The sequence below is a fragment of the Pradoshia sp. genome (assembly GCF_051873915.1).
In the GTDB taxonomy this organism is placed as follows: Bacteria; Bacillota; Bacilli; order Bacillales; family Pradoshiaceae; genus Pradoshia.
Genome location: NZ_JBJEFJ010000197.1, coordinates 56,223 through 80,312 on the forward strand (window position 1 = coordinate 56,223; position 24,090 = coordinate 80,312).

The 24,090-nt window shown below is 42.2% G+C and carries 25 protein-coding genes; 6 read left to right on the plus strand and 19 right to left on the minus strand.

Going from position 1 to position 24,090, the window contains the following annotated elements:
- Positions 1 to 47: 47 nt before the first annotated feature.
- Both ACI35L_RS17180 and ACI35L_RS17185 read right to left on the minus strand, forming a co-directional pair.
- The gene (locus ACI35L_RS17180) at positions 48 to 467 is read right to left on the minus strand and encodes a YlbD family protein (RefSeq protein WP_049671531.1); all 420 of its coding nucleotides are present in this window, start codon (positions 465 to 467) and stop codon (positions 48 to 50) included.
- A gap of 142 nt (positions 468 to 609) precedes the next feature.
- Positions 610 to 1,650 (minus strand): CAP domain-containing protein, encoded by a 1,041-nt coding sequence (locus tag ACI35L_RS17185; protein ID WP_231589532.1) that lies wholly within the window; start codon positions 1,648 to 1,650, stop codon positions 610 to 612.
- Positions 1,651 to 2,012: 362 nt separating this feature from the next.
- Here ACI35L_RS17185 and ACI35L_RS17190 point away from each other — a divergent pair, with 362 nt between their 5' ends.
- Positions 2,013 to 2,381: a YugN family protein gene (locus ACI35L_RS17190; protein WP_049671532.1), complete on the plus strand. Its 369-nt coding sequence runs from the start codon at positions 2,013 to 2,015 to the stop codon at positions 2,379 to 2,381.
- A gap of 39 nt (positions 2,382 to 2,420) precedes the next feature.
- Here ACI35L_RS17190 and ACI35L_RS17195 read toward each other — a convergent pair whose 3' ends face one another.
- The 8 genes from ACI35L_RS17195 to cyoE form a co-directional block, all read right to left on the minus strand.
- On the minus strand, positions 2,421 to 2,924 hold the full coding sequence (locus ACI35L_RS17195; RefSeq protein ID WP_049671533.1) for a hypothetical protein: 504 nt from the start codon (positions 2,922 to 2,924) through the stop codon (positions 2,421 to 2,423).
- A gap of 76 nt (positions 2,925 to 3,000) precedes the next feature.
- Entirely contained in the window at positions 3,001 to 3,468 is a 468-nt protein-coding gene (locus tag ACI35L_RS17200) for a DUF420 domain-containing protein (protein ID WP_439803425.1), read from the minus strand.
- 103 nt (positions 3,469 to 3,571) lie between these two features.
- Positions 3,572 to 4,456, minus strand: coding sequence for a cytochrome c oxidase assembly factor CtaG (gene ctaG, locus ACI35L_RS17205; RefSeq protein WP_049671535.1), 885 nt, complete (start codon positions 4,454 to 4,456; stop codon positions 3,572 to 3,574).
- Between the two features lie 210 nt (positions 4,457 to 4,666).
- Positions 4,667 to 4,999 (minus strand): cytochrome c oxidase subunit IVB, encoded by a 333-nt coding sequence (gene ctaF / locus ACI35L_RS17210; protein WP_049671536.1) that lies wholly within the window; start codon positions 4,997 to 4,999, stop codon positions 4,667 to 4,669.
- 6 nt (positions 5,000 to 5,005) lie between these two features.
- Positions 5,006 to 5,638: a cytochrome (ubi)quinol oxidase subunit III gene (locus ACI35L_RS17215; RefSeq protein WP_049671537.1), complete on the minus strand. Its 633-nt coding sequence runs from the start codon at positions 5,636 to 5,638 to the stop codon at positions 5,006 to 5,008.
- Positions 5,638 to 7,518, minus strand: coding sequence for a cytochrome c oxidase subunit I (gene ctaD / locus ACI35L_RS17220; protein WP_049671538.1), 1,881 nt, complete (start codon positions 7,516 to 7,518; stop codon positions 5,638 to 5,640). Before ctaD ends, ACI35L_RS17215 begins: the two co-directional genes overlap by 1 nt.
- Before the next feature lie 33 nt (positions 7,519 to 7,551).
- On the minus strand, positions 7,552 to 8,622 hold the full coding sequence (gene coxB / locus ACI35L_RS17225; RefSeq protein WP_049671539.1) for a cytochrome c oxidase subunit II: 1,071 nt from the start codon (positions 8,620 to 8,622) through the stop codon (positions 7,552 to 7,554).
- A 90-nt stretch (positions 8,623 to 8,712) separates the two neighbouring features.
- Entirely contained in the window at positions 8,713 to 9,675 is a 963-nt protein-coding gene (gene cyoE / locus ACI35L_RS17230) for a heme o synthase (RefSeq protein WP_439803418.1), read from the minus strand.
- A 543-nt stretch (positions 9,676 to 10,218) separates the two neighbouring features.
- Here cyoE and ACI35L_RS17235 point away from each other — a divergent pair.
- Positions 10,219 to 11,193 carry a COX15/CtaA family protein gene (locus ACI35L_RS17235; RefSeq protein ID WP_049671540.1) on the plus strand — a complete coding sequence of 325 codons (975 nt, stop codon included), beginning with the start codon at positions 10,219 to 10,221 and terminating at the stop codon, positions 11,191 to 11,193.
- Between the two features lie 301 nt (positions 11,194 to 11,494).
- On the opposite strand, the gene pyc is transcribed toward ACI35L_RS17235, so the two are convergent.
- From pyc to ACI35L_RS17250, 3 genes are all read right to left on the minus strand, one after another.
- Positions 11,495 to 14,956: a pyruvate carboxylase gene (pyc, locus tag ACI35L_RS17240; RefSeq protein WP_439803419.1), complete on the minus strand. Its 3,462-nt coding sequence runs from the start codon at positions 14,954 to 14,956 to the stop codon at positions 11,495 to 11,497.
- A gap of 82 nt (positions 14,957 to 15,038) precedes the next feature.
- Positions 15,039 to 16,247: an FtsW/RodA/SpoVE family cell cycle protein gene (locus ACI35L_RS17245; protein ID WP_049671542.1), complete on the minus strand. Its 1,209-nt coding sequence runs from the start codon at positions 16,245 to 16,247 to the stop codon at positions 15,039 to 15,041.
- 106 nt (positions 16,248 to 16,353) lie between these two features.
- Complete coding sequence (locus ACI35L_RS17250) at positions 16,354 to 16,635, minus strand: YlaN family protein (RefSeq protein ID WP_049671543.1); 282 nt, start codon at positions 16,633 to 16,635, stop codon at positions 16,354 to 16,356.
- Between the two features lie 192 nt (positions 16,636 to 16,827).
- Between ACI35L_RS17250 and ACI35L_RS17255 the strand changes: the two genes are divergently transcribed.
- On the plus strand, positions 16,828 to 17,334 hold the full coding sequence (locus ACI35L_RS17255; RefSeq protein WP_049671544.1) for a hypothetical protein: 507 nt from the start codon (positions 16,828 to 16,830) through the stop codon (positions 17,332 to 17,334).
- A gap of 48 nt (positions 17,335 to 17,382) precedes the next feature.
- Here the strand turns inward: ACI35L_RS17255 and ACI35L_RS17260 are convergent, their stop codons facing one another.
- Entirely contained in the window at positions 17,383 to 18,711 is a 1,329-nt protein-coding gene (locus tag ACI35L_RS17260) for a PhoH family protein (RefSeq protein WP_439803420.1), read from the minus strand.
- Between the two features lie 233 nt (positions 18,712 to 18,944).
- On the opposite strand from ACI35L_RS17260, the gene ACI35L_RS17265 reads away from it, so the two are divergent.
- Positions 18,945 to 19,145, plus strand: a complete 201-nt coding sequence (locus ACI35L_RS17265; RefSeq protein ID WP_049672970.1) for a YlaI family protein — start codon at positions 18,945 to 18,947, stop codon at positions 19,143 to 19,145.
- Between the two features lie 51 nt (positions 19,146 to 19,196).
- Here the strand turns inward: ACI35L_RS17265 and ACI35L_RS17270 are convergent, their stop codons facing one another.
- Genes ACI35L_RS17270 through typA form a run of 3 tightly spaced genes read right to left on the minus strand, consistent with a single transcriptional unit; the run spans position 19,197 to position 21,696 of the window.
- Entirely contained in the window at positions 19,197 to 19,487 is a 291-nt protein-coding gene (locus ACI35L_RS17270) for a hypothetical protein (RefSeq protein ID WP_439803421.1), read from the minus strand.
- A complete protein-coding gene (locus ACI35L_RS17275) occupies positions 19,487 to 19,822 on the minus strand; it encodes a YlaH-like family protein (protein WP_049671547.1) in 336 nt (111 codons plus the stop codon). Before ACI35L_RS17275 ends, ACI35L_RS17270 begins: the two co-directional genes overlap by 1 nt.
- A gap of 35 nt (positions 19,823 to 19,857) precedes the next feature.
- Positions 19,858 to 21,696: a translational GTPase TypA gene (gene typA, locus ACI35L_RS17280; protein ID WP_049671548.1), complete on the minus strand. Its 1,839-nt coding sequence runs from the start codon at positions 21,694 to 21,696 to the stop codon at positions 19,858 to 19,860.
- A 120-nt stretch (positions 21,697 to 21,816) separates the two neighbouring features.
- On the opposite strand from typA, the gene ACI35L_RS17285 reads away from it, so the two are divergent.
- Complete coding sequence (locus ACI35L_RS17285) at positions 21,817 to 21,993, plus strand: DUF5325 family protein (RefSeq protein WP_439803422.1); 177 nt, start codon at positions 21,817 to 21,819, stop codon at positions 21,991 to 21,993.
- Between the two features lie 133 nt (positions 21,994 to 22,126).
- Here ACI35L_RS17285 and ACI35L_RS17290 read toward each other — a convergent pair whose 3' ends face one another.
- Together ACI35L_RS17290 and ACI35L_RS17295 are read right to left on the minus strand one after the other, a co-directional pair.
- Positions 22,127 to 22,915 (minus strand): inositol monophosphatase family protein, encoded by a 789-nt coding sequence (locus ACI35L_RS17290; protein ID WP_049671549.1) that lies wholly within the window; start codon positions 22,913 to 22,915, stop codon positions 22,127 to 22,129.
- A 166-nt stretch (positions 22,916 to 23,081) separates the two neighbouring features.
- Positions 23,082 to 23,279 (minus strand): hypothetical protein, encoded by a 198-nt coding sequence (locus ACI35L_RS17295; protein ID WP_049671550.1) that lies wholly within the window; start codon positions 23,277 to 23,279, stop codon positions 23,082 to 23,084.
- Between the two features lie 175 nt (positions 23,280 to 23,454).
- On the opposite strand from ACI35L_RS17295, the gene ACI35L_RS17300 reads away from it, so the two are divergent.
- Entirely contained in the window at positions 23,455 to 24,075 is a 621-nt protein-coding gene (locus ACI35L_RS17300) for a YktB family protein (RefSeq protein WP_049671551.1), read from the plus strand.
- The last annotated feature ends 15 nt before the right edge of the window (positions 24,076 to 24,090 follow it).

Consider the following 24,090-nt stretch of genomic DNA (forward strand, 5'->3'; position numbering starts at 1 on the left):
TGAATCTGTTCATACACATCCTGCCTCAGAGGTACTCACCCCTTCTTTTAGTCTTGACGAAAACTGAATGGATTCTTGCTTACCGGTGCGGATGAAGGCTGCTCATTCTTCCCTGGAGAGGATTGAAACTGGGAAATAACACCTTGAATGGCCCCTAGCGCTTGGCTGATATTCGATATTTGCTTTTGTATTTGATCAGGGTCCATATTCTTCAACTGGCTAAACAGCTGCGATATCAATTCAACCTTCTCTCCTTTTGGCGGGCTCTCCTCAACAGCTTTTGGCGCTTTGACATCATCATCCATATATTCTGTCCATCGCTCATCCTTTTCCCCAAGCAAGGACCAGTCCTCATAAAGATCCTGCCATGTCTTTTTGCCAAGCCTCACATCTTTGACTATTTTGGGGTTATCCTTTAAAAATTGTTTGAATTCCCTCACGGAAGGATGCAGCTTAGAGTCATCCATTTCCCTCACCTCATCACAAGACATTCGCCTATGCCACAGTATATGTTGTGATGTGCCAATGTGTGTATCTCCCCTGCTCGTTCCTGCTCGATAACTAAAAATAGAGCTTACAAGGAAATCCCTTATAAGCTCTATTCATTCATCAACGAATGCCGATAAAATTCTGTGTATAATATTTATGATAGACACCCACGCCTAGTTGCGTATAATCCTTATTCAGGATATTTTCACGATGCCCCTTGCTGTTAAGCCATCCCTCAACGGCAGCAACAGCATCCGAATAGTTGGCTGCTATATTTTCGCCAGCTGTCGTGTAGGAGACATCACCATCCTTCAGCCGGTCGGCTAATGTACTTCCATCTAAGGATTCATGAGAGAAATAATCATTTTCCATCATATCCTCACTATGCAAATAGGCTACTTCAGCGGCCCCTTTATCCGAATCTAAAGGTGACAGACCCGCACGTACACGAATAATATTAGTCAAATCCAGCACTTGGGCTTCACTGCCAGACTCAATCTGCCTCCACTCATTCTCACTCGGTTCAGGTGCCTCGTGCAGCTTGCCCCGATAGGTCAATTCATATGGACGGTGAAGAACGAGCGTTTCTTTATCCAAATATCTAACGCCGGATATTTCCCCCAAGAATTTATCCAAATACACCTGTGCATAAATATCCCCTAATTTCACAAGAGGACGATAATGCAGGTCTTCTTCAGATAATTCAAAGCGATAGGTTGTGCCGCTGTATTCAACCTCCACAAAGCTGCTCATATTCAGCTTCTTATAAAGGCTATCCACTTCCTGACCTATATAAAACGGGTAGAGATTCACTTCTTCTGCTGAACTGAAAAGCGTGACAATCTTATTATCTTCATCTACCCCGAATTGCACATAGCTGCTGAGTGATTCATTATAAACCCACCATTCATACCCATAGGCAGATAAATCGACACGATCCGGCTCTCCTATATCCTCAATCAAATCTTCCCCCGTCCTCCCTATCCACGTTGAAAGTCCTTGCTTTGGATTGGTATCTTCATCAGTAAAACTTTCTATCGATTCTTTCTTTTTTTCTTGTTGGTCCTCTTGGTTAACGGAATTATCCTCGATTAATGCCTGATCATCCGGTTCCTCCTTCTGGATGGAGAAATACAGGGTTCCGGCCAAAATGAAAATCAAGCTAATCAATATTCTAAAAAGAGCTTTCAGAGGTAGCCCTCCTAACATTTATTACTATATATCGCTATTAGTATAACATTATCTTCTATCTAAAATATACGATTACACTTCTGAAAGCTACAGGAAAAAAAAAGATAGTCCGTTCACATTAACCTTAGGACACGGCATCGAGTTAAAGAAAGAATGGCTAAACAGTCATGAAAAAGAAAAAAACACACAAGGAAGAATATTATTTCTGACGAAACAGAGAGAAATATAAACAATTGTTTGCAGTTATGCCAAATTCATACTATTATTAAAAATGAGAATTTCCAAAACTTGTTTATCTTTTGGCTCGTTTACAGGATAGGAGGAATGGAGAAATGAAATTTGAAAATACCGGTTTAGAAAAATACCAAGTTGACCTCAATCGTCTTGATGAGGTGATGCTTGAAAATGGACTTGTTCGTGCTGAACAATGGGATTATGAACGTGTATCCTATGATAAAAAGTTCGAAATCAAGGATGGTACATATTATCTCCGTGTATTCGGCTATGCCGTAGAAGGAGATGTAGGCGCCCACCGTGCGACTATTCAATTATTGACGCCTGTACTTGGGAAACATTATTACCCTCATGGTGTCGAATATGGTGAGAATGAGTATTTCCCTGAATCACTCCAGAAACAATGCGAAACAACCTTGGCTGCTGTTAAAGCTGAGCTCAATGTATTCGTTGAAGTATTCGAATAAATGACTGCAGGCCTTTGGATAGTTCTTAGTATCCGGAGGCTATTTTTCATTTATTTTTCTAATAAACTGCATATAACCACTTTTATTAAAGCAATGAAACCCCTTCTGCTCCAGCATCGATTGCGCCGTACAGGCCCCCTCCCTCATTTCAGTGATTACATAAATGATTTTCTTATTCGCCAAAAAAGAGAGCAGCCAATCGACGCATTCCTCTCCAAAAGCGATTTCATGGTCAAATGTATCAAAGGTAAAGGTAAATTGAACGGTTGTATCATCAGACTTTTTCTTCCCAAGGATCAACTCGCCTATTAGGCTTTTTTTCTCAACATCTATCACGAACCACAGCCAGGACAATGGTTCCCGTTCCTGCTCAAGTCCTTCAATTACATAAGGCAGCGTTGCCTTTGCCTGACTGGTAGGAAAACAATCTGGAATATAGACAGGAGCATTCTTCCTTAAAGCCTCTGCATGCAACAAAAGTGACCTTGCCATTGCTATTGAGCATGGAATAAACACCAAATGCTCCGTTCTCTGATCATTCATGGTCACACCTCCGCATATTCAATAAAAAGGGCCGTCTCTAATTACTATGAGACAGCCCTTTTTTCATATGCTAAATTTATAACCCAAGAATGGCTTTGAACACGCTCGTTGTTTCCCCGCCGCTGTAGATGACATAGAGCAGCAAGTATACAGCCACGCCTGCAAATGCATTTGGTATCCAAATGGCACTCGCTATCGGTCCAATTCTTCTATGCTTAACGAAATTTTTCTTATAGCCGTAATACAAAGACATAATGCCGAGCACGGCTCCGATGGTCGCAAACGTGATATGCATAATCAAGAAAATCGTATAATAAATCTTCAGGGAGTCTGGTCCGCCAAACGCTGTGTTTCCAATGAAGATTGTTCTGCTTGCATAGATGACAAAAAACACAACTGCAAAGACCGCAGCCCAAAACATTAATTTTTCATGTGTTTCTCGATTTTTCTTTTTAATCTGCCAAACACCAAAGCCAACTAAGATGGCACTAATAACAATACAGGCAGTGCTGATCGTCGGCAAAACAGGAATGGAACTGCTCATAATCTTGAACCTCGTTTCTAGCATTTCTATTAACTACTTAAGTTTAAAATATATTCACCTATTTCTCAATGAACATTAAAAATGTTCATCATATTGAAACAACTTACAAATGTCTGACATGAGGGTTAGCCTCTAAATATTGCTCTGTTGCATCATTGCTCTTTTTCGTATCCTCTCTGAACCAGGTGAAGAAAGTTGTAGCCAGGATAATCCCATAAACAATCTCCTGAATGATTTTCATGATTACTCCGCCTGTTTGCTGATCCTCTAATACAGGCATAGAAATGAACATTTCAGGACCGCTTAAATTCAAGCCTGACAGCGTTCCAGCCGGCACACAAAGCTTCAATGCCTCTGCCCATACAGCAGGGTCTGCGTACGTATCATACATGGGTACCTTCGAAAAAATAATCAAGGCACATGCCGGTGTAATTAAGATGCCATTGGCAAAGATATAGCCTATTTTCTTCAAGCCTGACAGACGGACGCTGCCCTCTACCTTATTAACGAGATGCCACCACATGAATAAGGAGGACAGAAATAATATCCCAGTAAATAAGGTATGCAGCACCATATCAACCTTAACCACGTCAAAAATAGATGGAACATGGTAGAAGGAGAAGATTCCATTAAAGAAAATCAGCGTAAACAATGGATTGGAAATCGCAATAAACCATTTCTTAAAGACAAACTTCCTGTAGATCCATTCTGGAATCCCAAGAAGAAGAATCGGCGGAATAACCAAGAACAAGAAAGCCATTTGCACCATATGGACCGAGAATGATAAATGGCCAAGCAAATCAACCGGAGACCCTTTAATGATATAAAAAAGGATCATTGCACTAGTAAAATAAAAACCTTCCTTTTTCTTGAAACTCTCCCTTGATTTGATGTATGTCACATAAAAATACGCAAGGATGATCACCAATGTACTGACTAACAGATACGGGCTCCACAAAGCCTCAAATCCAAATATTCGTATATCCATTTCAAATCCCACCTCTTTCTGACATCATGATTAATTATGCTCGCGGCAGAAATGACAGATTCCTATTTTAAAAGACTCTGTTAAACGGTACGCATCGATTAAGCTAATCTCAAGGAAGCGCAAAAGGAGTACCGTAATACAAATCAATGGTTTAACAGAGCCTTCTAAAAAAATCGGCCTAACGATAGCGTTAAGCCGATTCCCCATTCTTTAGATCCATACAATGAGAACAAAAGCAACAACAGCAGAAAGACCGATTATTAAACCTGTATAAAGGAAAGTAGCAATCGTTCCATGCCCCTTTTGACTCATATGCATGAAGTAATACAACTGAAAGATGACTTGTATGATTGCCAAGAGAAGGATGAACGGCTTTACAAACCATTTAGAATAACCGTCATATCCAACCGCAAAGAAGGCAATCACTGTCAGCAGGATCATCATCACGAAGGTAATGACCTGCTGCTTCATATCTTCCGCATGTTTTTTGCGTCTATATTTCAGGGCTTCTTTACTAAGATGAGTATTTGTATGATTTTCCATCTACTATCACCCCACCATTCCCATTAAGTAAACAACCGTGAAAATGAACACCCAAACAACGTCGATGAAATGCCAATAAAGGCTTGCTATATAGAATTTAGGTGCATTATTTAAATTAAGGCCGCGCTTCGAGTGTCTCAGCATTAATGTAATAATCCATAAGAGACCAAACGTTACGTGGGCTCCGTGGAAGCCAACTAATGTATAGAAGGCAGAGCCAAATGCAGAGCTCGTAAATGTATGATTGAACTCATGAACATAATGATTGAACTCATAAATTTCAAGACCAAGGAAGGCCAATCCAAGCACGACGGTCACAAATAACCAGAACTGCATTTGCTTAAAGTCGAAATTCTTCATATGGTACATGGCATACACACTGGTCAAGGAACTTGTCAAAAGGAGCATGGTTGCAATAAAAGCAAGCTCCAATCCATAAATATCAGAGGCAAGTGCCATTTCTTTATTAGCCGGTACACTGTCCTTCAAAGCAAGATAGGTCGCAAACAAGGATGCAAAAAGGACCGTTTCAGCTGCAATAAACAGCCAGAACCCGAGAAACTTATGCTTACCTTCTTCAGTGAATCGCTCCGGGTGGGATGGCCATGTTTCAGGAGTGAATTTTTGCTGCACTGCCATTATAGATCAACCCCCTTATTGTCATTATGCTCGGAAGCGATTAGGTCTTCTTTATGAATATGATAGCCAGGATCATCCTTGATCGCACGAACCAGCATGGCTATAAAGGTAATCAGTAAACCAATAATCATAACCGGTACAGTCCACTCTTTATCTGTCGCATTGTACAACGCACCAAATGCGGCAATGAATAAACCAAGTGAGATAAAGATTGGCAGAATAGACCCGCTAGGCATATGGATATCTCCAAGCGGTTCAGCCGGTGTCAATGTTTTTCGTCCTTCCATCTTCTCAATCCACCATGTATCATAACCTCTTACAAGTGGTGTCCTGTCAAAGTTATGTTCAGGCGGCGGTGATGGAATAGCCCATTCCAATGTACGACCATCGTGCCATGGGTCGTTACCGACTCTAACATTTTTAATTGAAGTCATGACAATATTAATCAATAGGATAATGACCGCTACAGCCATTAAGAATGCCCCTATCGTAGATATCAGGTTGGCATTATCCCAGCCTTGATCATTCAGATAAGTGAACACACGTCTCGGCATACCAAGCAGTCCGAGGAAATGCTGGATAAAGAATGTCAGATGGAAACCAATTAAGAATAGCCAGAAGGTTACTTTTCCCCAGAATTCATTCAACATCGTTCCAAACATTTTCGGCCAATAGAAATGTGTACCTGCAAGCAGCGCCAGCACAACTCCCCCAACGATAACATAATGGAAGTGAGCAACGACGAAATAACTGTCATGATATTGGTAATCTGCAGGTGCTGCCGCATTCATGATTCCCGTTACACCGCCCATTACAAAGGAAGGTATGAAGGCCACTGCATAAAGCATTGGAGTCGTGAACGTAATCTGACCGCCCCACATCGTAAACAGCCAGTTAAAGATTTTAATACCGGTCGGTACAGCGATAGCCATTGTGGCAACCGCAAAGATTGCATTAGCTACTGGTCCAAGACCTACTGTGAACATATGGTGGGCCCAAACCATGAAGCCAAGGAAACCAATCAAAATCGTCGCGAATACCATGGATGAATAACCAAACAATCTTTTCCGAGAGAACGTCGGAATAATTTCTGAGAAGATTCCGAAAGCCGGCAATATAAGAATATATACTTCCGGGTGTCCAAATATCCAGAATAAATGCTCCCAGATAATCGTGTTACCGCCCATAGCAGTGACGAAGAAGTTCGAACCGAACATGCGGTCAAACATCATCAATGTTAACCCTACCGTTAACGGAGGAAACGCGAAAAGAATAAGCGCTGATGCCACGAAAGTCGTCCAAGTGAACAACGGCATGCGCATAAATGTCATTCCAGGGGCACGCATATTGATAATGGTCACTAAGAAGTTAATACCCCCGATTAACGTTCCCATACCTGATATTTGAAGACCAAGTACATAGAAATCAATCCCATGGCCCTCCGATTCAAGAGATAAGGACGCATAAGACGTCCAGCCCGCATCCGGCGCTCCTCCCATAAACCAGCTGAGATTCAAGAAAATCCCGCCGAAGAAGAACAGCCAAAAGCCCAAGGAATTCAAGAATGGAAATGCGACGTCACGCGCCCCGATTTGGAGCGGCATGATGGCATTCATAAAGCCCAATAACAGCGGCATGGCAGCAAGGAAGATCATGGTGGTTCCATGCATCGTAATAATTTCATTAAATGTTCCGCCGCTGATAAAATCATTCTCAGGCTTTGCAAGCTGAATCCTGATAAACATTGCTTCAAGACCGCCTATGAGGAAGAAAAATCCTCCGGCGATTAAATATAACTTGGCGATTTTTTTATGGTCAACCGTTGTCAGGTAATCCCAAATCGTCCCAAGAACCCCTTTTTTCTGAGTAAGAGTACTCACTGATAAACCTCCCCTTTGCAACCTTAGAATCTCTTAATCTTCAACGGATAAGGTTCCCAAGTATTTTGTTAGCGCGTTAATCTGCTCATCGGTCAGTTTTCCGTATGTATCTGTCATTCTGTTACCTTCTTTAACTGACTCAGGATCCTCTAACCATTTCTTTACGTTTTCCTCATTATTCTCGAGATATCCTGCAACGAGTGCACGATCAGCAAAGTTAGCTAAGCTCGGGGCAAGTCTGGCCTGTTCCGGCCTTTGGTCGTTGGAGTCAATGGCATGGCAGCCAATACAGCTCTTGTTGAAAATCTCCTGTCCCTCTTTTGCTGTGGCATCTGTCAATTCCACTTCAGATTGCTTCGTTTCTTTCATTTCCGCAACCCATGCATCATACTCATCCCTTGGCAATGCTTTTACCTTGAAGTCCATCAAAGCATGCGAAGGTCCGCATAGTTCAGCACATTTTCCATAGAACGTCCTTCCAGCCTCTTCACTTTTCCCCTCATTAAACTCAAGCCAGAATTCGTTCACATTATCTGTGTTCGTATCAAGCTTTCCGCCTGCTGAAGGAATCCAGAAGGAGTGCTTAACATCAGATGCCTTTAGATTAAAGTAAACCTTTTCATCAGTCGGCACGACAAGCTCCTGCCCTGTGATGAAGCCGTCATTTGGGTATTCAAACTCCCACCAATATAAACTGGCCCTTACATTAATTTGTACTGCAGTAGGATTCCCATCGGCGTCCTTTCCGTCCTTTGCTGATACGTCTGAGAAATAAAACGTATAGTAAATAGTCGGAACAGCCAATATGATCAATAATACGATTGGGATGACTGTCCAAAGGATCTCCAGCTTATGATTGCCTTCAATCTGCTTCGGAATAGAGTTGTCCCCTTTCTTGCGACGAAACTTTAAAAGTGCGAGAACAAACAAAATTACGACAACTATGATGACTAAAACCATGATGGATGTACTTAAAAGCATTAAGTCATATTGCTTCTTCGCTACCTCGCCTGCAGGGTTCAGCGCTGACAAATACGGTTGCCCGCATCCTGATAAGATTAGCGTGAACACTGCAATTAAGGAAGCAATTCGCCATTTTTTCATAGCAATGATCTACCCCTCTTTCGTGAAAAATTTCTTCTTTCCAAAGGACCATTTATATAATGAATTTCTTAAAGAAAGAACCCCCGTTGTTCAAAAAAGGTTAATCAATGAAATGATAACCATTGTAACGAATGATATCGTTAAATAATTCAAGGAATAAATGAACATCTTGCTAGCCCACTTCAAATCTTCTTCCTTCGTGAATTTCTTCTTAAAGGACAACCCCTTGATACTTAATAGAAGCCAGCCGATGTTCAACAAAGTAACCAGTACGACAATCGGCATGCCGATAGGCGCCAATAAAACAGGAATTGGCAGCAATAACACCACCCAAACGAGCATATGGACCTTCGTTGTATGGAATCCTTTCACAACTGGAAGCATTGGGATGCCTGCAGCCCGATATTCCTCCGTCCGTTTCATTGCCAGTGCATAAAAATGCGGCGGCTGCCAGACAAACATCAGCAAAAACAGCCCCCAGGCTACTGGATGAAGTGATGGATCGACGACTGCCCAGCCAATTAACGGAGGCATTGCTCCTGATATGCTTCCGACAACCGTATTCGATACAATTTTTCTCTTCGTCCAGATTGTGTACATCACTACGTAAGCAAAAACTCCAAACAATCCAAGCAATGCTGCTGTCGGTGATGCGGCAAATAGCATGAGCGTACCAATTAGTACCATAGCCAGCCCTGTATAAAGAACCTTTAACGGATTAACTTTGCCAGTTACCGTTGGACGTTTCTTCGTCCGCTCCATATAAAGGTCAATATCCCGGTCAATATAATTGTTCAAGCATCCTGACCCGCCGATAATAAGCGCGATGCCGACAACTCCAAGCAAAACAATATCCAAATTAGCAAAAAAATGCTGATCAGTGAAATATAATCCCAGCCAAATACCTGTAAATGCAGTTATAACATTGGAATTGACAATTCCAATCTTAATTAATACCAAAAAGTCCTTCAAAAGAGTGTTCCCCGTTTCCTTCTCCGTTTTCAGGCCTTCTTGGTTTTCAAATGAGGTGTGTGCAGCTGCTTTCGATTCCACGGATGATCCCCCCAATCAATAATAAATTCCAACATATCTATGAAAATTCCATTTCGGCCAAACCGCCAAGCATGCGTTTTCCAATATTTTACCTATATATATTTAAACATAGAAATTGCCTAATATGTGAATGAAATTTGTCTAAATTTTGTAATATGCGTGCCCTTGTCATTATATAGCGGCAAAATTAACCTGTAAATGATTATATTGTGACAATTTGTCAAATATATGAAAAAGCAAACTCTCCCTTATTTCTAACAAACTATACCGGAACTTTCAACTATTAACCCCCTTTAAACCTGTTCTAACTCCTTTTCCCTTTCCTATCGTGAAATATATTCATTCAATATCCTGTAAATCTATTGTCACAAATAACAAGGGAATAGAGCAAAATCGAATATTTCCTTTGTAATTCCCAGAAATATTCATTATGATATGTAAGTAATGATTATCCAAGATTGGTATTTTTATCATATTACATAAGCATGCATCCTTTCATTTTGACCTTTACTCTACTATCTATAAAGCAGGTGTATTATCAACATGCATACAAAGTTAAAATGGTTCTCTGTTATGACGACCTTTGTCATGCTTTGCATCCTCCTCGGGGGAGCACTTGTCACGAAAACCGACTCCGGTATGGGCTGCGGGCGTTCATGGCCACTGTGCCACGGACAGCTGATTCCCGAAAACATCACACCTGAGCTGGTCATCGAGCTGGCTCATCGGGTATTCTCCGGTGTCGGCACATTCATGGTTGCAGGCTTAGCCCTTTGGTCATGGAAGGCAATCGGCCGTATCAGAGAAACAAAATTTCTAGCTGTACTGTCTATTTCATTTCTCATTATTCAGGCATTAATCGGTGCTGCAGCAGTCATCTGGAGCCAATCAGACTTTGTCATGGCCCTTCATTTTGGAATTTCGTTAATTTCTTTTGCTGCCGTGCTGCTTCTCACCCTGCTGATCTTTGAGGTTGACAAAAAATTCGAAGCAGATCAACTGATTATCCCAAGACGGCTTTCTTTTCATTTCATTGCCATAACCATCTATTCTTACCTAGTCATCTACACGGGTGCTCTCGTTCGCCATACGGAGGCAAGTCTTGTCTGCCCAGATTGGCCATTTTGCTTTAATAATGCAGTCGGGTTTAACTATAATATGTACCAATGGATTCAAATGGGGCATCGCCTGGCTGCCGGCCTCTTGTTTATTTGGATTGTTTATCTGGCATTTGTTATCTGGCGTCATCATAGACATATCAAGGTCATGTTTCACGGCTGGAACATTGCCCTCATACTTGTTTCTTTACAAGTGATTGCCGGCGCCTTTATTATCTATACCCGTTCAAACCTTTATATAGCCTTAATGCATGCATTATTCATCTCATGTCTTTTCGGTCTCTTTTCTTACTTTCTTTTACTCGTGTCAAGAAACCGGAAGAATAGTCAGAGACTTTCTGCTGCAGACCGGAGCAATCCGAACAAGGAGCATTCAGATAAAACCTATACGGCCTTATGACGGATCATACATCCGATTCCTATCGATGCTTAATAGTGAGTTACCATCTAAACAAAAGGCTCTGTTAATTCAAGGTGTTGATTTTCGTTGCAGACGGCTGCGCACCTAGGGGCACTCGGGGAGCCTCCTTGAGTGCTTGTTCACATCTGCAGGGTCTCCCTGTCCGCTAATCTAAGCAAGGCGTCAACCGCCTTCCACCACATTCGACGGTATTCTCATATCTCAACATTCATCGTTAACAACACCACAAAAAAAAGCTGTACACCTGCTACTAACACAGATGTACAGCTTTATTCATGATTTATTTTTCCATTTCAAGCAATAGATCTCCGGTTTCTACTGCTTCACCGCTCACTACGTTAATCATTTTGATAACTCCGTCAAATGGGGCTTGTACAGTAGTTTCCATTTTCATCGCTTCAGTGATCATTAAATGATCGCCTTTTTTTACATGGTCTCCCTTTTGTACATTTACCTTCACGACAGTTCCTGGCATCGTAGCCCCAAGCTGTCCCGGGATGGAAGGGTCACTTTTCCTTTTGGTAACGGCCGTTGACTTAACGCTTTCGTCCTTAATCGACACTTCCCTAGCCTGTCCATTCAACTCAAAATACACGGTTCTCGTTCCATCAGCAAGTGGTTCGCCGATAGAGATTAATTTAATGATCAGTGTCTTTCCTCTTTCAATCTCAACCTCAATCTCCTCGCCTACTCTCATACCATAATGGAAGGACGGCGTATCCAAAACAGAAAGGTCCCCATACGTCTTTCTCGCTGTTTCGTAATCCAGAAACACCTTTGGATAAAGCGCATAGGCAAGCACATCGAACTGTGTAGCAGGATGAGTCAATTTAGCATCAAGCTCATCTTTTAATTGCTCGAAATTTACATCCTCTAAAAGCTCTCCTGGGCGGACCGTTATCGGCTCTTGCCCTTTTAGGATTACCCTTTGAAGTTCCTCAGGGAACCCACCATACGGCTGGCCAAGCTGACCGCTGAATAATTCGATGACTGAATCAGGGAAGTCAAGTGAATCACCATGTTTTAGTACATCCTGCTCTGAGAGGTGATTTTGCACCATGAATAGAGCCATGTCACCTACAACCTTTGAGGAAGGCGTTACTTTTACCAAATCTCCAAACAAGATGTTTACGCGGGCATACATTTCTTTTACTTCATCCCATCGGTCGGATAGCCCTACACCCTTCGCCTGCTGCTGCAGATTCGAGTATTGTCCTCCCGGCATCTCATGCTGATACACTTCTGTATGCGGGGACTTCATGCCGCTCTCAAAGTCCTGATAATAGCTTCTAACGCCTTCCCAGTATTGAGATAATTGCTCCACTGCCGCAATATCTGTCTGTGGCTGCCTTGGGTTCCCTTCCAGTGCATAATACAGCGTATTCAATCCAGGCTGAGAGGTTAATCCAGCCATGGAGCCAAGCGCGGTATCGACGATATCTACTCCTGCATCAATAGCCCTTGTATACTGGAAGATTCCATTTCCGCTCGTATCATGTGTATGAAGATGAATAGGCAGTTCAACAGCCTCTTTAAGCTCAGACACTAATCGGTACGCTGCTTCAGGCTTCAGCAGGCCAGCCATATCCTTAATAGCAAGAATATGGGCCCCTTGTGCTTCCAGCTCCTTTGCCAGCTCCTTATAATAATTCAAGTCATACTTTGTTCTTGTTGGGTCCAAGATGTCTCCTGTATAGCAAATCGCAGCCTCTGCCACTCGATTCACATCACGGACTGACTCAATGGTCTTCTCCATCCCCTTCACCCAGTTCAAACTATCAAAAATACGGAAAACGTCTACACCAGCATAGGCCGATTTCGTAACGAACTCTTTAATGCAATTATCTGGATAATTGCTATAGCCGACCGCATTGGAAGAACGAAGCAGCATTTGGAATAACAGATTCGGCATTTCCTGTCTCAGCTTTAATAACCGCTCCCACGGGTCCTCCTTCAAGAATCGATAAGCTACATCAAATGTTGCTCCACCCCACAGTTCCATCGAGAACAAATTCGGCAGGAGCTTGGCTGTCGGCTCAGCGATGCGCAGCATATCCTGTGTCCGTACACGTGTTGCCAGCAAGGATTGGTGTGCATCCCTGAATGTCGTATCCGTAATAAGGACCTTCTTTTGTTCCTTTACCCATGCCGCTAATCCTTCAGGTCCTCTTGAATCAAGCAATTGCTTTGTTCCTGATTCATGGCTAAACCCCTTTGGGAGAGCAGGGATTTTGACCGGATCAAAATGCGGCTTTTCCTTTTTACCGATTCCTGGGAAGCCGTTCACAGTGACATTGGCTAAGTAGTTCAACATCTTTGTTCCCCGGTCCTTTTGTTCTGGAAAGACAAAGAGCTCAGGTGTCATATCGATAAAGGATGTGTCATATTCGCCCTTTAAAAATTTCTCATGTCCTATAACATTCTCAAGAAACGGGATATTCGTTTTTATGCCGCGAATCCGGAATTCACGAAGATTGCGGAGCATTTTCGCACTAGCCTGTTTAAATTCAGACGCATGGGTAGAAACCTTTACAAGCAAGGAATCATAATAAGGAGTAATGACTGACCCTTGATAAGCATTGCCTGCATCAAGGCGAACACCGAAGCCGCCTCCTGAACGGTATGCTTTAATGCGCCCTGTGTCCGGCATGAAATGATTCAGTGGGTCCTCGGTTGTTACCCTTGCTTGAATGGCATACCCATTTATTTTTAGATTCTCTTGAGCAGGGATATGCATATACTTGTCATGCAATCGATGTCCCTCGGCTATCATGATTTGCGACTGGACAATATCCACTCCTGTAATCATTTCCGTAATTGTGTGCTCTACCTGAACGCGAGGATTGACCTCAATGAAATAAAACTCATCTCCAGAAACGAGGAATTCAACCGTGCCAGCATTAACATACTGGACATTCTCCATTAATTGAACAGCCGCACGGCAAATTCTCTCCCGCAAGTCTGTGGATAAGGAAACGCTCGGTGCTACTTCAACGACTTTTTGATGGCGGCGCTGTACGGAGCAGTCACGCTCAAATAAATGAACGATATCTCCATATTGATCCCCAAGAATCTGGACCTCGATATGCTTAGGATTCTCGATGAATCGTTCCACATAGACTTCATCACTTCCAAACGAAGCCTTCGCTTCAGATTTAGCACGCTGATAGCCTTCTTCAATTTCACTCTCCTGCCGGACAATTCTCATCCCTCGTCCGCCGCCGCCAAGAGCAGCTTTAATGATTATCGGGAAGCCATTTTCCTTCCCGAAACGGATGACGTCATCCAATCCGGATACAGGGCCGTCACTACCTGGAATAATTGGAATACCAGCAAGCTTCGCCTGTTCCTTCGCCTTCACCTTGTCGCCAAACATATCCAGATGCTTTATCCCAGGACCGATGAAAATGAAACCTTCCTCATGACAGCGCTTGGCAAACTCAATATTTTCTGACAAGAACCCATATCCCGGATGGATGGCATCCGCACCGCTCATTTTCGCAATTTCAAGAATACCCTCGATATCAAGATAGGCATCAATCGGCTTCTTACCAGCACCGACCAAATAAGCTTCATCTGCTTTATAGCGGTGATAAGAAATGTAATCCTCCTTCGAATAGATTCCAACAGTCCGGATACCCAGCTCATTGCAGGCCCTGAACACACGAATAGCAATCTCTCCGCGATTTGCTACAAGAACCTTTTTTATTTTTTTCTTTTTTAAATCCTCTGTCTTCTTCATCAAGTTACCACTCCTCTAGCAGCTATTCTTTGCTGTTTTCTGTAAAAAAGACATAAAAAATGAGCAGGACACTTGTCCCTGCTCACAATTTACTACTTATCATCCGCTTATCATCCATTTGTTCCGGGACGGCTTGTCCTTTCTTATAAAAAGCATCATACCTCGTCTTCATAGATACATTTACCAATATTCCAACTGATAGGAATAACTGAATAAGCGATGAGCCCCCATAACTAATAAACGGAAGAGTAACACCTGTAATCGGGATTAAACCAGTGATTCCCCCTAAGTTAATCATAGACTGAATGCCAATCATACTGGAAATTCCTGCTGCCAGCATACTTCCGAAAGGATCGTCGCTCTTAATGGCTGTACGGATCCCCTTCAGCACAATTGTCGCAAGGCAGATAATGACAAATGCCACACCAATCAAGCCAAGCTCTTCAGAAATAACAGCCATAATAAAGTCTGTGTGCGGCTCAGGCAAATACCCGTATTTCTGGGTGCTTTGTCCGAAGCCGACGCCAGTCAGACCGCCGTTACCGATAGCCACATATGAATTGACCAACTGGTATCCTTCATATTTCTCCGTAGAGAAAGGATCAAGGAAACCCGTGAACCTTTCTAAACGCTTCTCTGTGAAGATCTTATCTTTATTCAAGATGATGACTGGTATCGCGATCAGAATCGTTCCCAGAAGGATAGAAAGAAGCTTTGCAAAGCTCTTCCAATTCATTCCTGAACAAATGATAATCGTACAAGCGACCATAAAGATAATCATCGCCGTCCCAATATCCGGCTGCAGAACAATCAGCCCGCAGACGATCAATAAATAAACCAGCGGAGGAATGACTCCTTTATTAAATACGTTTATGTATTTCTGCTTTTTGGAATAGACAGCAGACAGGTAAATAATCACGCCAAGCTTAACAAACTCAGATGGCTGCAGGCTCCCAAGCGCTCCTAGCTTAAACCAGCTTTCTGCATTCCCGGCTGTATGACCGAAGAACTGCAAGGCAAACAGTCCAACAATGGAGCCGAACACAAGAGGCACCAATACTTTATTTGATTTATACAGCGGATAAGGAATGATTGCCATAATCGTAAAGAGAATTAAGCCGATGACTAAATGCCGAATTTGCTTCATATAGAAAAAATCGCTCGGCAAGTCCCATCTAGCTACAGCTGTCACCATACTTGAGCTGTATACCATAACAAGCCCAAAAATGCTCAAAACGAGAATGACAGCAATAAGCGTATAATCATACGATCTTACTATTCGTTTTAACATCATAATCATCCTTGCTCTAATTCGCATAGTGAATTTTGGTGTGTCATACATATTTATAAAACAAAAAACTCAAACAAATACTGTATCGTTTGAGTTTCGACTCTACTTATTTTCTCATGGAAGCATCATGAAGAGCGGATAATTCCTTCTCCAGAAACTCTAGCAAGCCTTTGCCGTCTTGTTCCTCTATTAACCCTAATCTAACAGCAAAGTCAATTTCTCTGGACAAGCCAAACATTTGTGTATCCAAAACCTCTTCATACAAAGGACATTGAGGCATAGTCAAGTTATCCATTTGAACCTTAATAAGTTTAAATATTTTATCAGCATCGGCCTTGAGTAATGCGTAGGCCTTTTCTTGATGATTGACAAGGATATCAGATGTCAATGTACAATCCCCCCATTATGGCCCAATGAACCAATCTATTATAAAATTTTACCCTTAAAACCCCAAAAATGCAAGGACAGTGAGGCAGACAATTACTCTTTTATGTAAAAAAACAAGAATGTAAGATAGACGCGTATTACTGTACAAGAATTTGCAGGAATTATAAGATTAATAGGTAAAGGAGTGAGTGGGATGGCAGAAGTCATACAGATTAAAGGTAATGTGAAATACCCGATTTATATTGATGCAGGTGTTTGGATATTCGATGAGCGAAAATTCAATATAGAGGACTGGCATCCTGAAGAGCATTCAAAGGATGACAGCGAGCATGAGAGCTATTTGAAATCCGTCTCTTCCCAATGGGACAAGGAAATCATTGAGGGCTCCTCACCTCCTCCAAGCGAAAAACCTGCCCGAAAGACGAAAAAGCAGGAGCTTCTTGAAGGAAATTTTGTCATCGCTTTCAAGCCGTTTATTTTGAATACTGAACCTATGCCTGATGCTGCCAAGGTCATCATACATACCCGCACAGAAGAGCTGGAGTATCCTTTAGAAGAAGCCTTGGCTTTTATCGCCGGCTTCTCCTCAAATGGCAAACCGCTCTCACATGAAGAGGGAGGACCCCTTTACCTCTACAAAGGGGATGGCTCTAATCGAAATGAGCCCATTAAGAATATAATAAGCATTACGGTTATCTAAAGGATAGGGAGCACCAATTAAAAGGTGCTCCCTATTATTAATATCACCTTACAGCAGATCTGCAGCCAGCTGGGCCAGTTCAGAACGTTCTCCCTTTACCAGGTTGACATGCCCTGCAATCGGCTCCCCTTTAAACTTCTCAAGAACATATGTCAATCCATTATTCCCTTCATCTAAATAGGGGTGGTCGATTTGTGCAGGGTCGCCAAGAAGAATAATCTTGCTGCGCTCCCCTACCCTCGTCATGATGGTTTTAACCTCATGCTTCGTCAGGTTCTGAGCCTCATCCATGACGATGAAGCTGTCCGGCAGACTCCTGCCTCGTATATAAGTCAGCGCCTCTACTTCGATGGAATGGATACCAGCTAGAATGGAATCTAGTTCTCCTGGTTTCTTTGTATTGAACAAGTACTCGAGATTATCATAGATAGGCTGCATCCACGGTCTCAGCTTCTCTTCCTTTTCTCCGGGCAGAAACCCAAGATCCTTTCCCATTGGCACGATTGGCCTTGATACAAGAAGCTTATTGTACTCCCCTAGATCTTCGGTTTGCAAAAGAGCTGCAGCTAGAGCTAACAGGGTCTTTCCTGTACCTGCCTTACCAGTCATTGTTACAAGCTGGATATCCTTTCTCAGAAGCAATTCAAAAGCCATATGCTGTTGAGCATTGCGTGGTTTTACTCCCCATATTTGCTCATGGTTGTATCTCGACTTCACTATTCTATCTCCGTCTCGTACAATCCCAATGGCTGACAAAGAGGGAACCTCATGGTTTTTCATGATGATAAACTGATTTGGGTATACCGTTTCACCAATCAATGCATCCTCAAGAGGGATTTCCCCTTTAGAGTAGAATTGATTGATTGCCTCCCGTTTTACATAAGCCTCTTTGAAGCCTGCATACTGCTGATTAACCGTTACAACACGGTCACTTAAGAAATCCTCCGCAATCAAGCCGATAACATCTGCCTTCACTCTCATTAATATATCCTTTGAAACGAGTATAACGGCTTTTCCATCTGCTTTGGTCTCTTCTTCCAGAGAAAGATTTTTCGCAACCGCCAATATACGGTTATCATTTGATTTCTCAAGGAAATAATCCTGAACATTTTGGATCGAGCGATGATTCAGTTCTATCTTCAGCTTCCCGCCATTATGCAAAGGGATTTTCTCATGCAATTTCCCGGTCGTTCGAAGCTGGTCAATCAATCTTGACACATAGCGTGCATTCTTTCCTACTTCGTCTAGATTTCGCTTCTTTGAATCCAATTCCTCTAACACAACTGCCGGAATAACCACCTCATTATCAGAGAATGAATAAATTGACATTGGATCTTGCAGCAGCACATTCGTATCCAGAACATAGATTTTGCTCAAACCATATCCTCCTGTCCCCAGTAAATTATCCAGCCATGTTTTTTATTTCAATAACAATTTATGTCCGGGACAATCTTCATGCTCAAATATATGAGCTTTCATTCAAAAAAAGACGGCTATGACAAAAAAGACAAAATTCCGAGCCAGGTCATCACCCAAAAAACGTCCGTCCTCTCTACAAGCTTCTGCAAAAATGATATACTGGTGGAAGAGAAATGGATTGGGGTGTTAACATGAGAGTGAAATGTGTGATTTGCGATAAAATCGAATCCATCGAGGACGAAACATTGATGGCCAAAAGGCTTCGCAATCGTCCCATTCATACATATATGTGCAACGAATGCAGTGAACGTATAACAGAGCGTACGAACGATAGGAAGGAAACCGGGAAATTCCGCCTGTATCGTGCCGCAAAAAACGAGGATAATTGGTAAAAGGCGAAATGTGTATAAAAAAAGAGAAATGGATGATCCATTTCTCTTTTTTTATTCGGAAGGAAATTGTTCATAGCGTTCCGGATGTTTAAGAATCTGCTTAAGCATGACCTCAACCATCTCCTCACGGTAGCGGAACTGATCTTCCTTTCCATCCTTTGTGAAGACGACTGTATACCAGCCGTCCTTTTTCTCATAGGCATAACGGTCAATCCCGTGATCCTCCTCTAAGTTCTTCTCGAACATTTGAACGGTGTCACGTGCTGCCGTATCATCAGGCCTGACATCATAAACGATTCGAATGGTAAGCCAATTATAGACCGCATCCATTAGAACATTCATCAGCCAGCATCCCTTCCTTCTTCCTCAATCTCCCGTCTCATTTCTTTATGAAGGCGGTATTTATAAAGCGCTAGGAATACCGCCGCCACTGCCAATACTTCTGTAACCGGCAGAAACAAAGCAAGGAAGGTAAGGAAAGAACAAGAAAAAGCCATGATCCCATAGACAACGATTGTTTTCCCCCATGATAGCTTTCTCGCAAAGCCAAGCTTAAAAACTAAGCCGCTAAGTAGAACAATGGTCAAGTATAACGCCCACATTCCAATCTTCGTATACGCTGGGTCACCTACCCTGTATAACTCGGCAAAGAACGGCAAATTACTTGTAATATCCACTCTAAATAGCACTCCCTCTCCCCAAAAGGTAATGATTATTCAGCGAGTTTCTTCTTCTTAGCTGCCTTTTCACGTTCATTTTTCTCAAGGATTTTCTTACGCAGACGGATGGATTCTGGAGTAACCTCGCAGTATTCATCATCGTTCAAATATTCAAGCGCTTCTTCAAGTGACATGATTCTTGGTTTCTTCATTGTCACCGTGTTATCCTTGGTTGCTGAACGTACGTTAGTTTGTTGTTTCGCACGAACAATGTTTACAGTCAAATCATTCTCACGGTTATGTTCTCCGACAATCATTCCCTCATAGATTTCCGTACCCGGCTCAACAAAGATTACGCCGCGGTCCTCTACTTGGATGATACCATATTGGGTTGCTTTTCCTGTCTCCATGGAAACAAGCACCCCTTGTCTTCTTCCGCCTACTTGACCAGCTTGCATTGGCTGATAAGAATCGAATGTATGGTTCAAGATTCCATATCCGCGTGTCAATGTAAGGAATTCAGTTGTATATCCAATCAATCCACGGGATGGAACATTAAACACAAGGCGAACTTGTCCGCTTCCGTTATTGATCATATCAAGCATTTCGCCTTTTCTTTCCCCGAGAGATTCCATAATGGCACCTGTATACTCTTCAGGGATATCCACTTGAACACGCTCAACAGGCTCACATCTTACGCCATCAACTTCACGGATAATAACTTCAGGTTTTGAAACTTGAAGCTCATATCCCTCACGGCGCATATTCTCAATCAAGATTGATAAGTGAAGCTCACCACGTCCGGATACGATCCACGCATCTGGAGAATCTGTTGGATCAACTCTCAATGATACATCCGTTTGAAGCTGTGCCATTAAGCGTTCTTCGATTTTACGGGATGTTACCCATTTCCCTTCACGGCCTGCAAATGGGCTGTTATTGACGACAAATGTCATTTGAAGGGTAGGCTCATCAATACGAAGCACTGGCAGCGGATCTTGAGCATCAACAGGACAGACGGTCTCACCGACATTGATGTCCTCCATTCCGCTGACAGCAACTAAATCACCAGGGAATGCCTCATCAATTTCCACACGTTTTAATCCTTGGAATCCAAAGATTTTTGTTACACGGAAGTTTTTCGCTGTACCATCAAGTTTCATCAAGGAGACTTGCTGACCAACTTTCATGGTTCCGCGGAAAACACGTCCGATTCCAATTCTTCCTAAGTAGTCGCTGTAATCAAGAAGGGCTACTTGGAATTGTAGTGGCTCTTCACGGTTGTCAACAGGAGATGGAATGTTTTGAACGATTGATTCAAACAAGCATTCCATATTCTCTTCCTGATCAGCTGGATCCGGGCTTAATGATGCCGTTCCGTTAATACCTGAAGCATAGATGACAGGGAATTCCAATTGGTCTTCTGTCGCGTCAAGCTCGATGAATAAATCAATAACCTCATCGACTACTTCCTCCGGTCTTGCAAAATCACGGTCGATTTTATTGACGACAACGATTGGTGTCAATTTTTGCTCAAGCGCTTTTTTCAAAACGAAGCGTGTTTGCGGCATACAGCCTTCATACGCATCGACGATTAAAAGTACGCCGTCAACCATTTTCATGATCCGTTCTACTTCGCCGCCAAAGTCAGCATGTCCAGGTGTATCCAAAATATTGATACGTGTATCTTTATAGTTAACCGCCGTATTTTTTGCCAGGATGGTAATACCGCGTTCTCTTTCAAGATCATTTGAATCCATTGCACGTTCAGCGACCTGCTCATTTGAACGGAATGTACCAGCTTGTTTTAACAGCTGATCCACCAATGTAGTTTTACCATGGTCAACGTGAGCAATAATCGCTATATTCTTAATATCATTTCTGTATTGCAACCTATTTCAACTCCCAGTTTTTATGCATATTGTAACCAACCTTCCCATTATACCATACTGAAAGTAGAAAACCGCCAACATTTTGTGTACAATGATGATTAAGATTGGAGTGTGATACTTTTGAATATTAAAATTGTTTTCTTAGCTTTATCCCTATTGGCTGTTGCCAGCCTTTCGGGCATTGCCATCTCCATTTCCGAGGGAAGTGCCGTTTTTAGCATGATCAGCTTAGCTGCATTCATCGCAATTATGGGCAGCGGATTCACCCTAAAGAAACGCTGGAGAGAAAAATTATAAAGCCGTACGATACAATAATTAGGCAATTCTCCCACATTTTATCTATTTTTGCAACAAAAAAGCATCCGCTATTAAACCGGATGCTCCAATTAACGCCGGCAAGCCTATTCCTGCCGGCGTTTTCCATGCTTATTCACGTTAAATAATGCTCCATGATAACTTTGTGAAGCTGTGGAGTAGTCGCTATCAGCGAGCTCTTATTCAAATAATCAATAGGGCTTCCATGAAGATCCGTCACTATACCGCCGAGCTCTTCAATGATAATCGTTCCCCCGGCAAAATCCCATGGGGCGAGACGCATGGAAATATAGGCGTTCATCCTCCCAGTAGCCACATAAATCAGCTCTAAAGCTGCTGATCCGTATGACCTTGTCCCCCGCACGTCTCTAACAAGCTTAGCAGTGATATTCTTATCGATTTTCTTATTATCTGTCAGCCATATGGCGTTCAGCCCAACAATGGATTCTTCAAGCTTCGCCTCCTGCATAGGGGCTATTTTCTTTTCGTTCAAGTAGGCCCCTTCTCCTTTAATGCAGTGATACAATTCATCATGAACCACATCATAAATCAGACCGATCCTTCCAATGCCATTCTCTACAATTCCAATAGAGATAGCAAAGTTTCTTTGCTGGTGCACAAAATTCATTGTCCCGTCAATCGGGTCGATAATCCACACTATGCCCTCCAGCTCCTTTAGATCATGGCCAGCCCCCTCTTCCCCAAGCACCTTATGCTCAGGGAAGCGCTCAGCAATTCGCTTCAAGAAGAACTGTTCAACATCCTTGTCCATATTCGTGACTAAATCATTCATGTTTGATTTCGTTTCTATATTCAGGCTCGTTTCAAAGGAATGGATAATTCTCTGACCGGCTTCTTTCATCCATTGAACGGCTTGTGCATGTATTTCTTTCATACCTGCCATTTCTCCCACCTCAAATCCAAAAGTCCTTCAGACCTTATTATGTATATAATTTACAGTTTAATCCCGTCAGGCAAAATAAACAAGAAAAGACAGACCATGAAAGATGAACATGAAATCCGTCTTTTCCGCTTGCTTTTCGCATCAAAATTGCCTTTGTACTTATCAATCAAATCGCTTTTAAGCGCATCAATTCTCTTCGTATTCTTTCAAGTTTTTGCTTTGATTTCGTCTTTTGCTTTTCATTTTGCTGCTCCATTGCCTCAAATAAGGTGGCAAGCTCATAGTCCATTTCCATTCTAAGGACCGCTTTCCGATGTCTTTCTACTTCCGTCGCTTTTAAAACATGATTGACTGCTTGTTTCATAGAAATCCACTCCTTAATATATTTGAAAATTCAGTTATTTAATTGTAATTTGTATATAGTATGTCTTCCTCAATACATTTGCAACCAAAATGCACAGATGCCCAGTTACCCAAGCTTTATCCTATTTCTCCATAGTATTCTTATGGTAAAATAAACGAGAATAGGAGGGAAACTTATGACATTCAAAGGCTTTACGAATGATGATTTTAATGTATTTCAAATAGATGGTTTAGATGCACGGATGGATGCGATTAAAACAATCATCCGCCCTAAGTTCGAACTGTTAAGCGATGTATTTACGGAAGAGCTTTCAGTATTAACAAAAGAGCCCATGTATCCTCACATTGCTAAGCATGCCAGACGCACCATCAACCCGCCTAATGATACGTGGATTGCCTTTTCTTCCAATCCGCGCGGCTACAAAATGGTTCCTCACTTCCAAATAGGACTATGGGAAACCCATTTATTTATTTGGTATGCTGTCATTTATGAGGCAAAAGGGAAAGAACCGATAGGACAGCACTTTTTATCAAGAACACAAGAAATCCAAGAATCCATCCCGGCAAATTACGTCTGGTCAATCGATCATATGAAACCCGATGTCATTCATCATGATACTTTATCCACAGAAGATTTAAACAAGATGTTTGAGAGATTGGCTACTGTGAAGAAGGCGGAGCTTCTATGCGGTTTCCAGCTATCTCGTGACGAGGCTGTTAAGATTCCCGGGGATGAATTAATTGAGATGATCCGTGATGTGTTTGTACATTTATTACCCCTCTATAATGTCGAATAAACTCAAAAAACATGG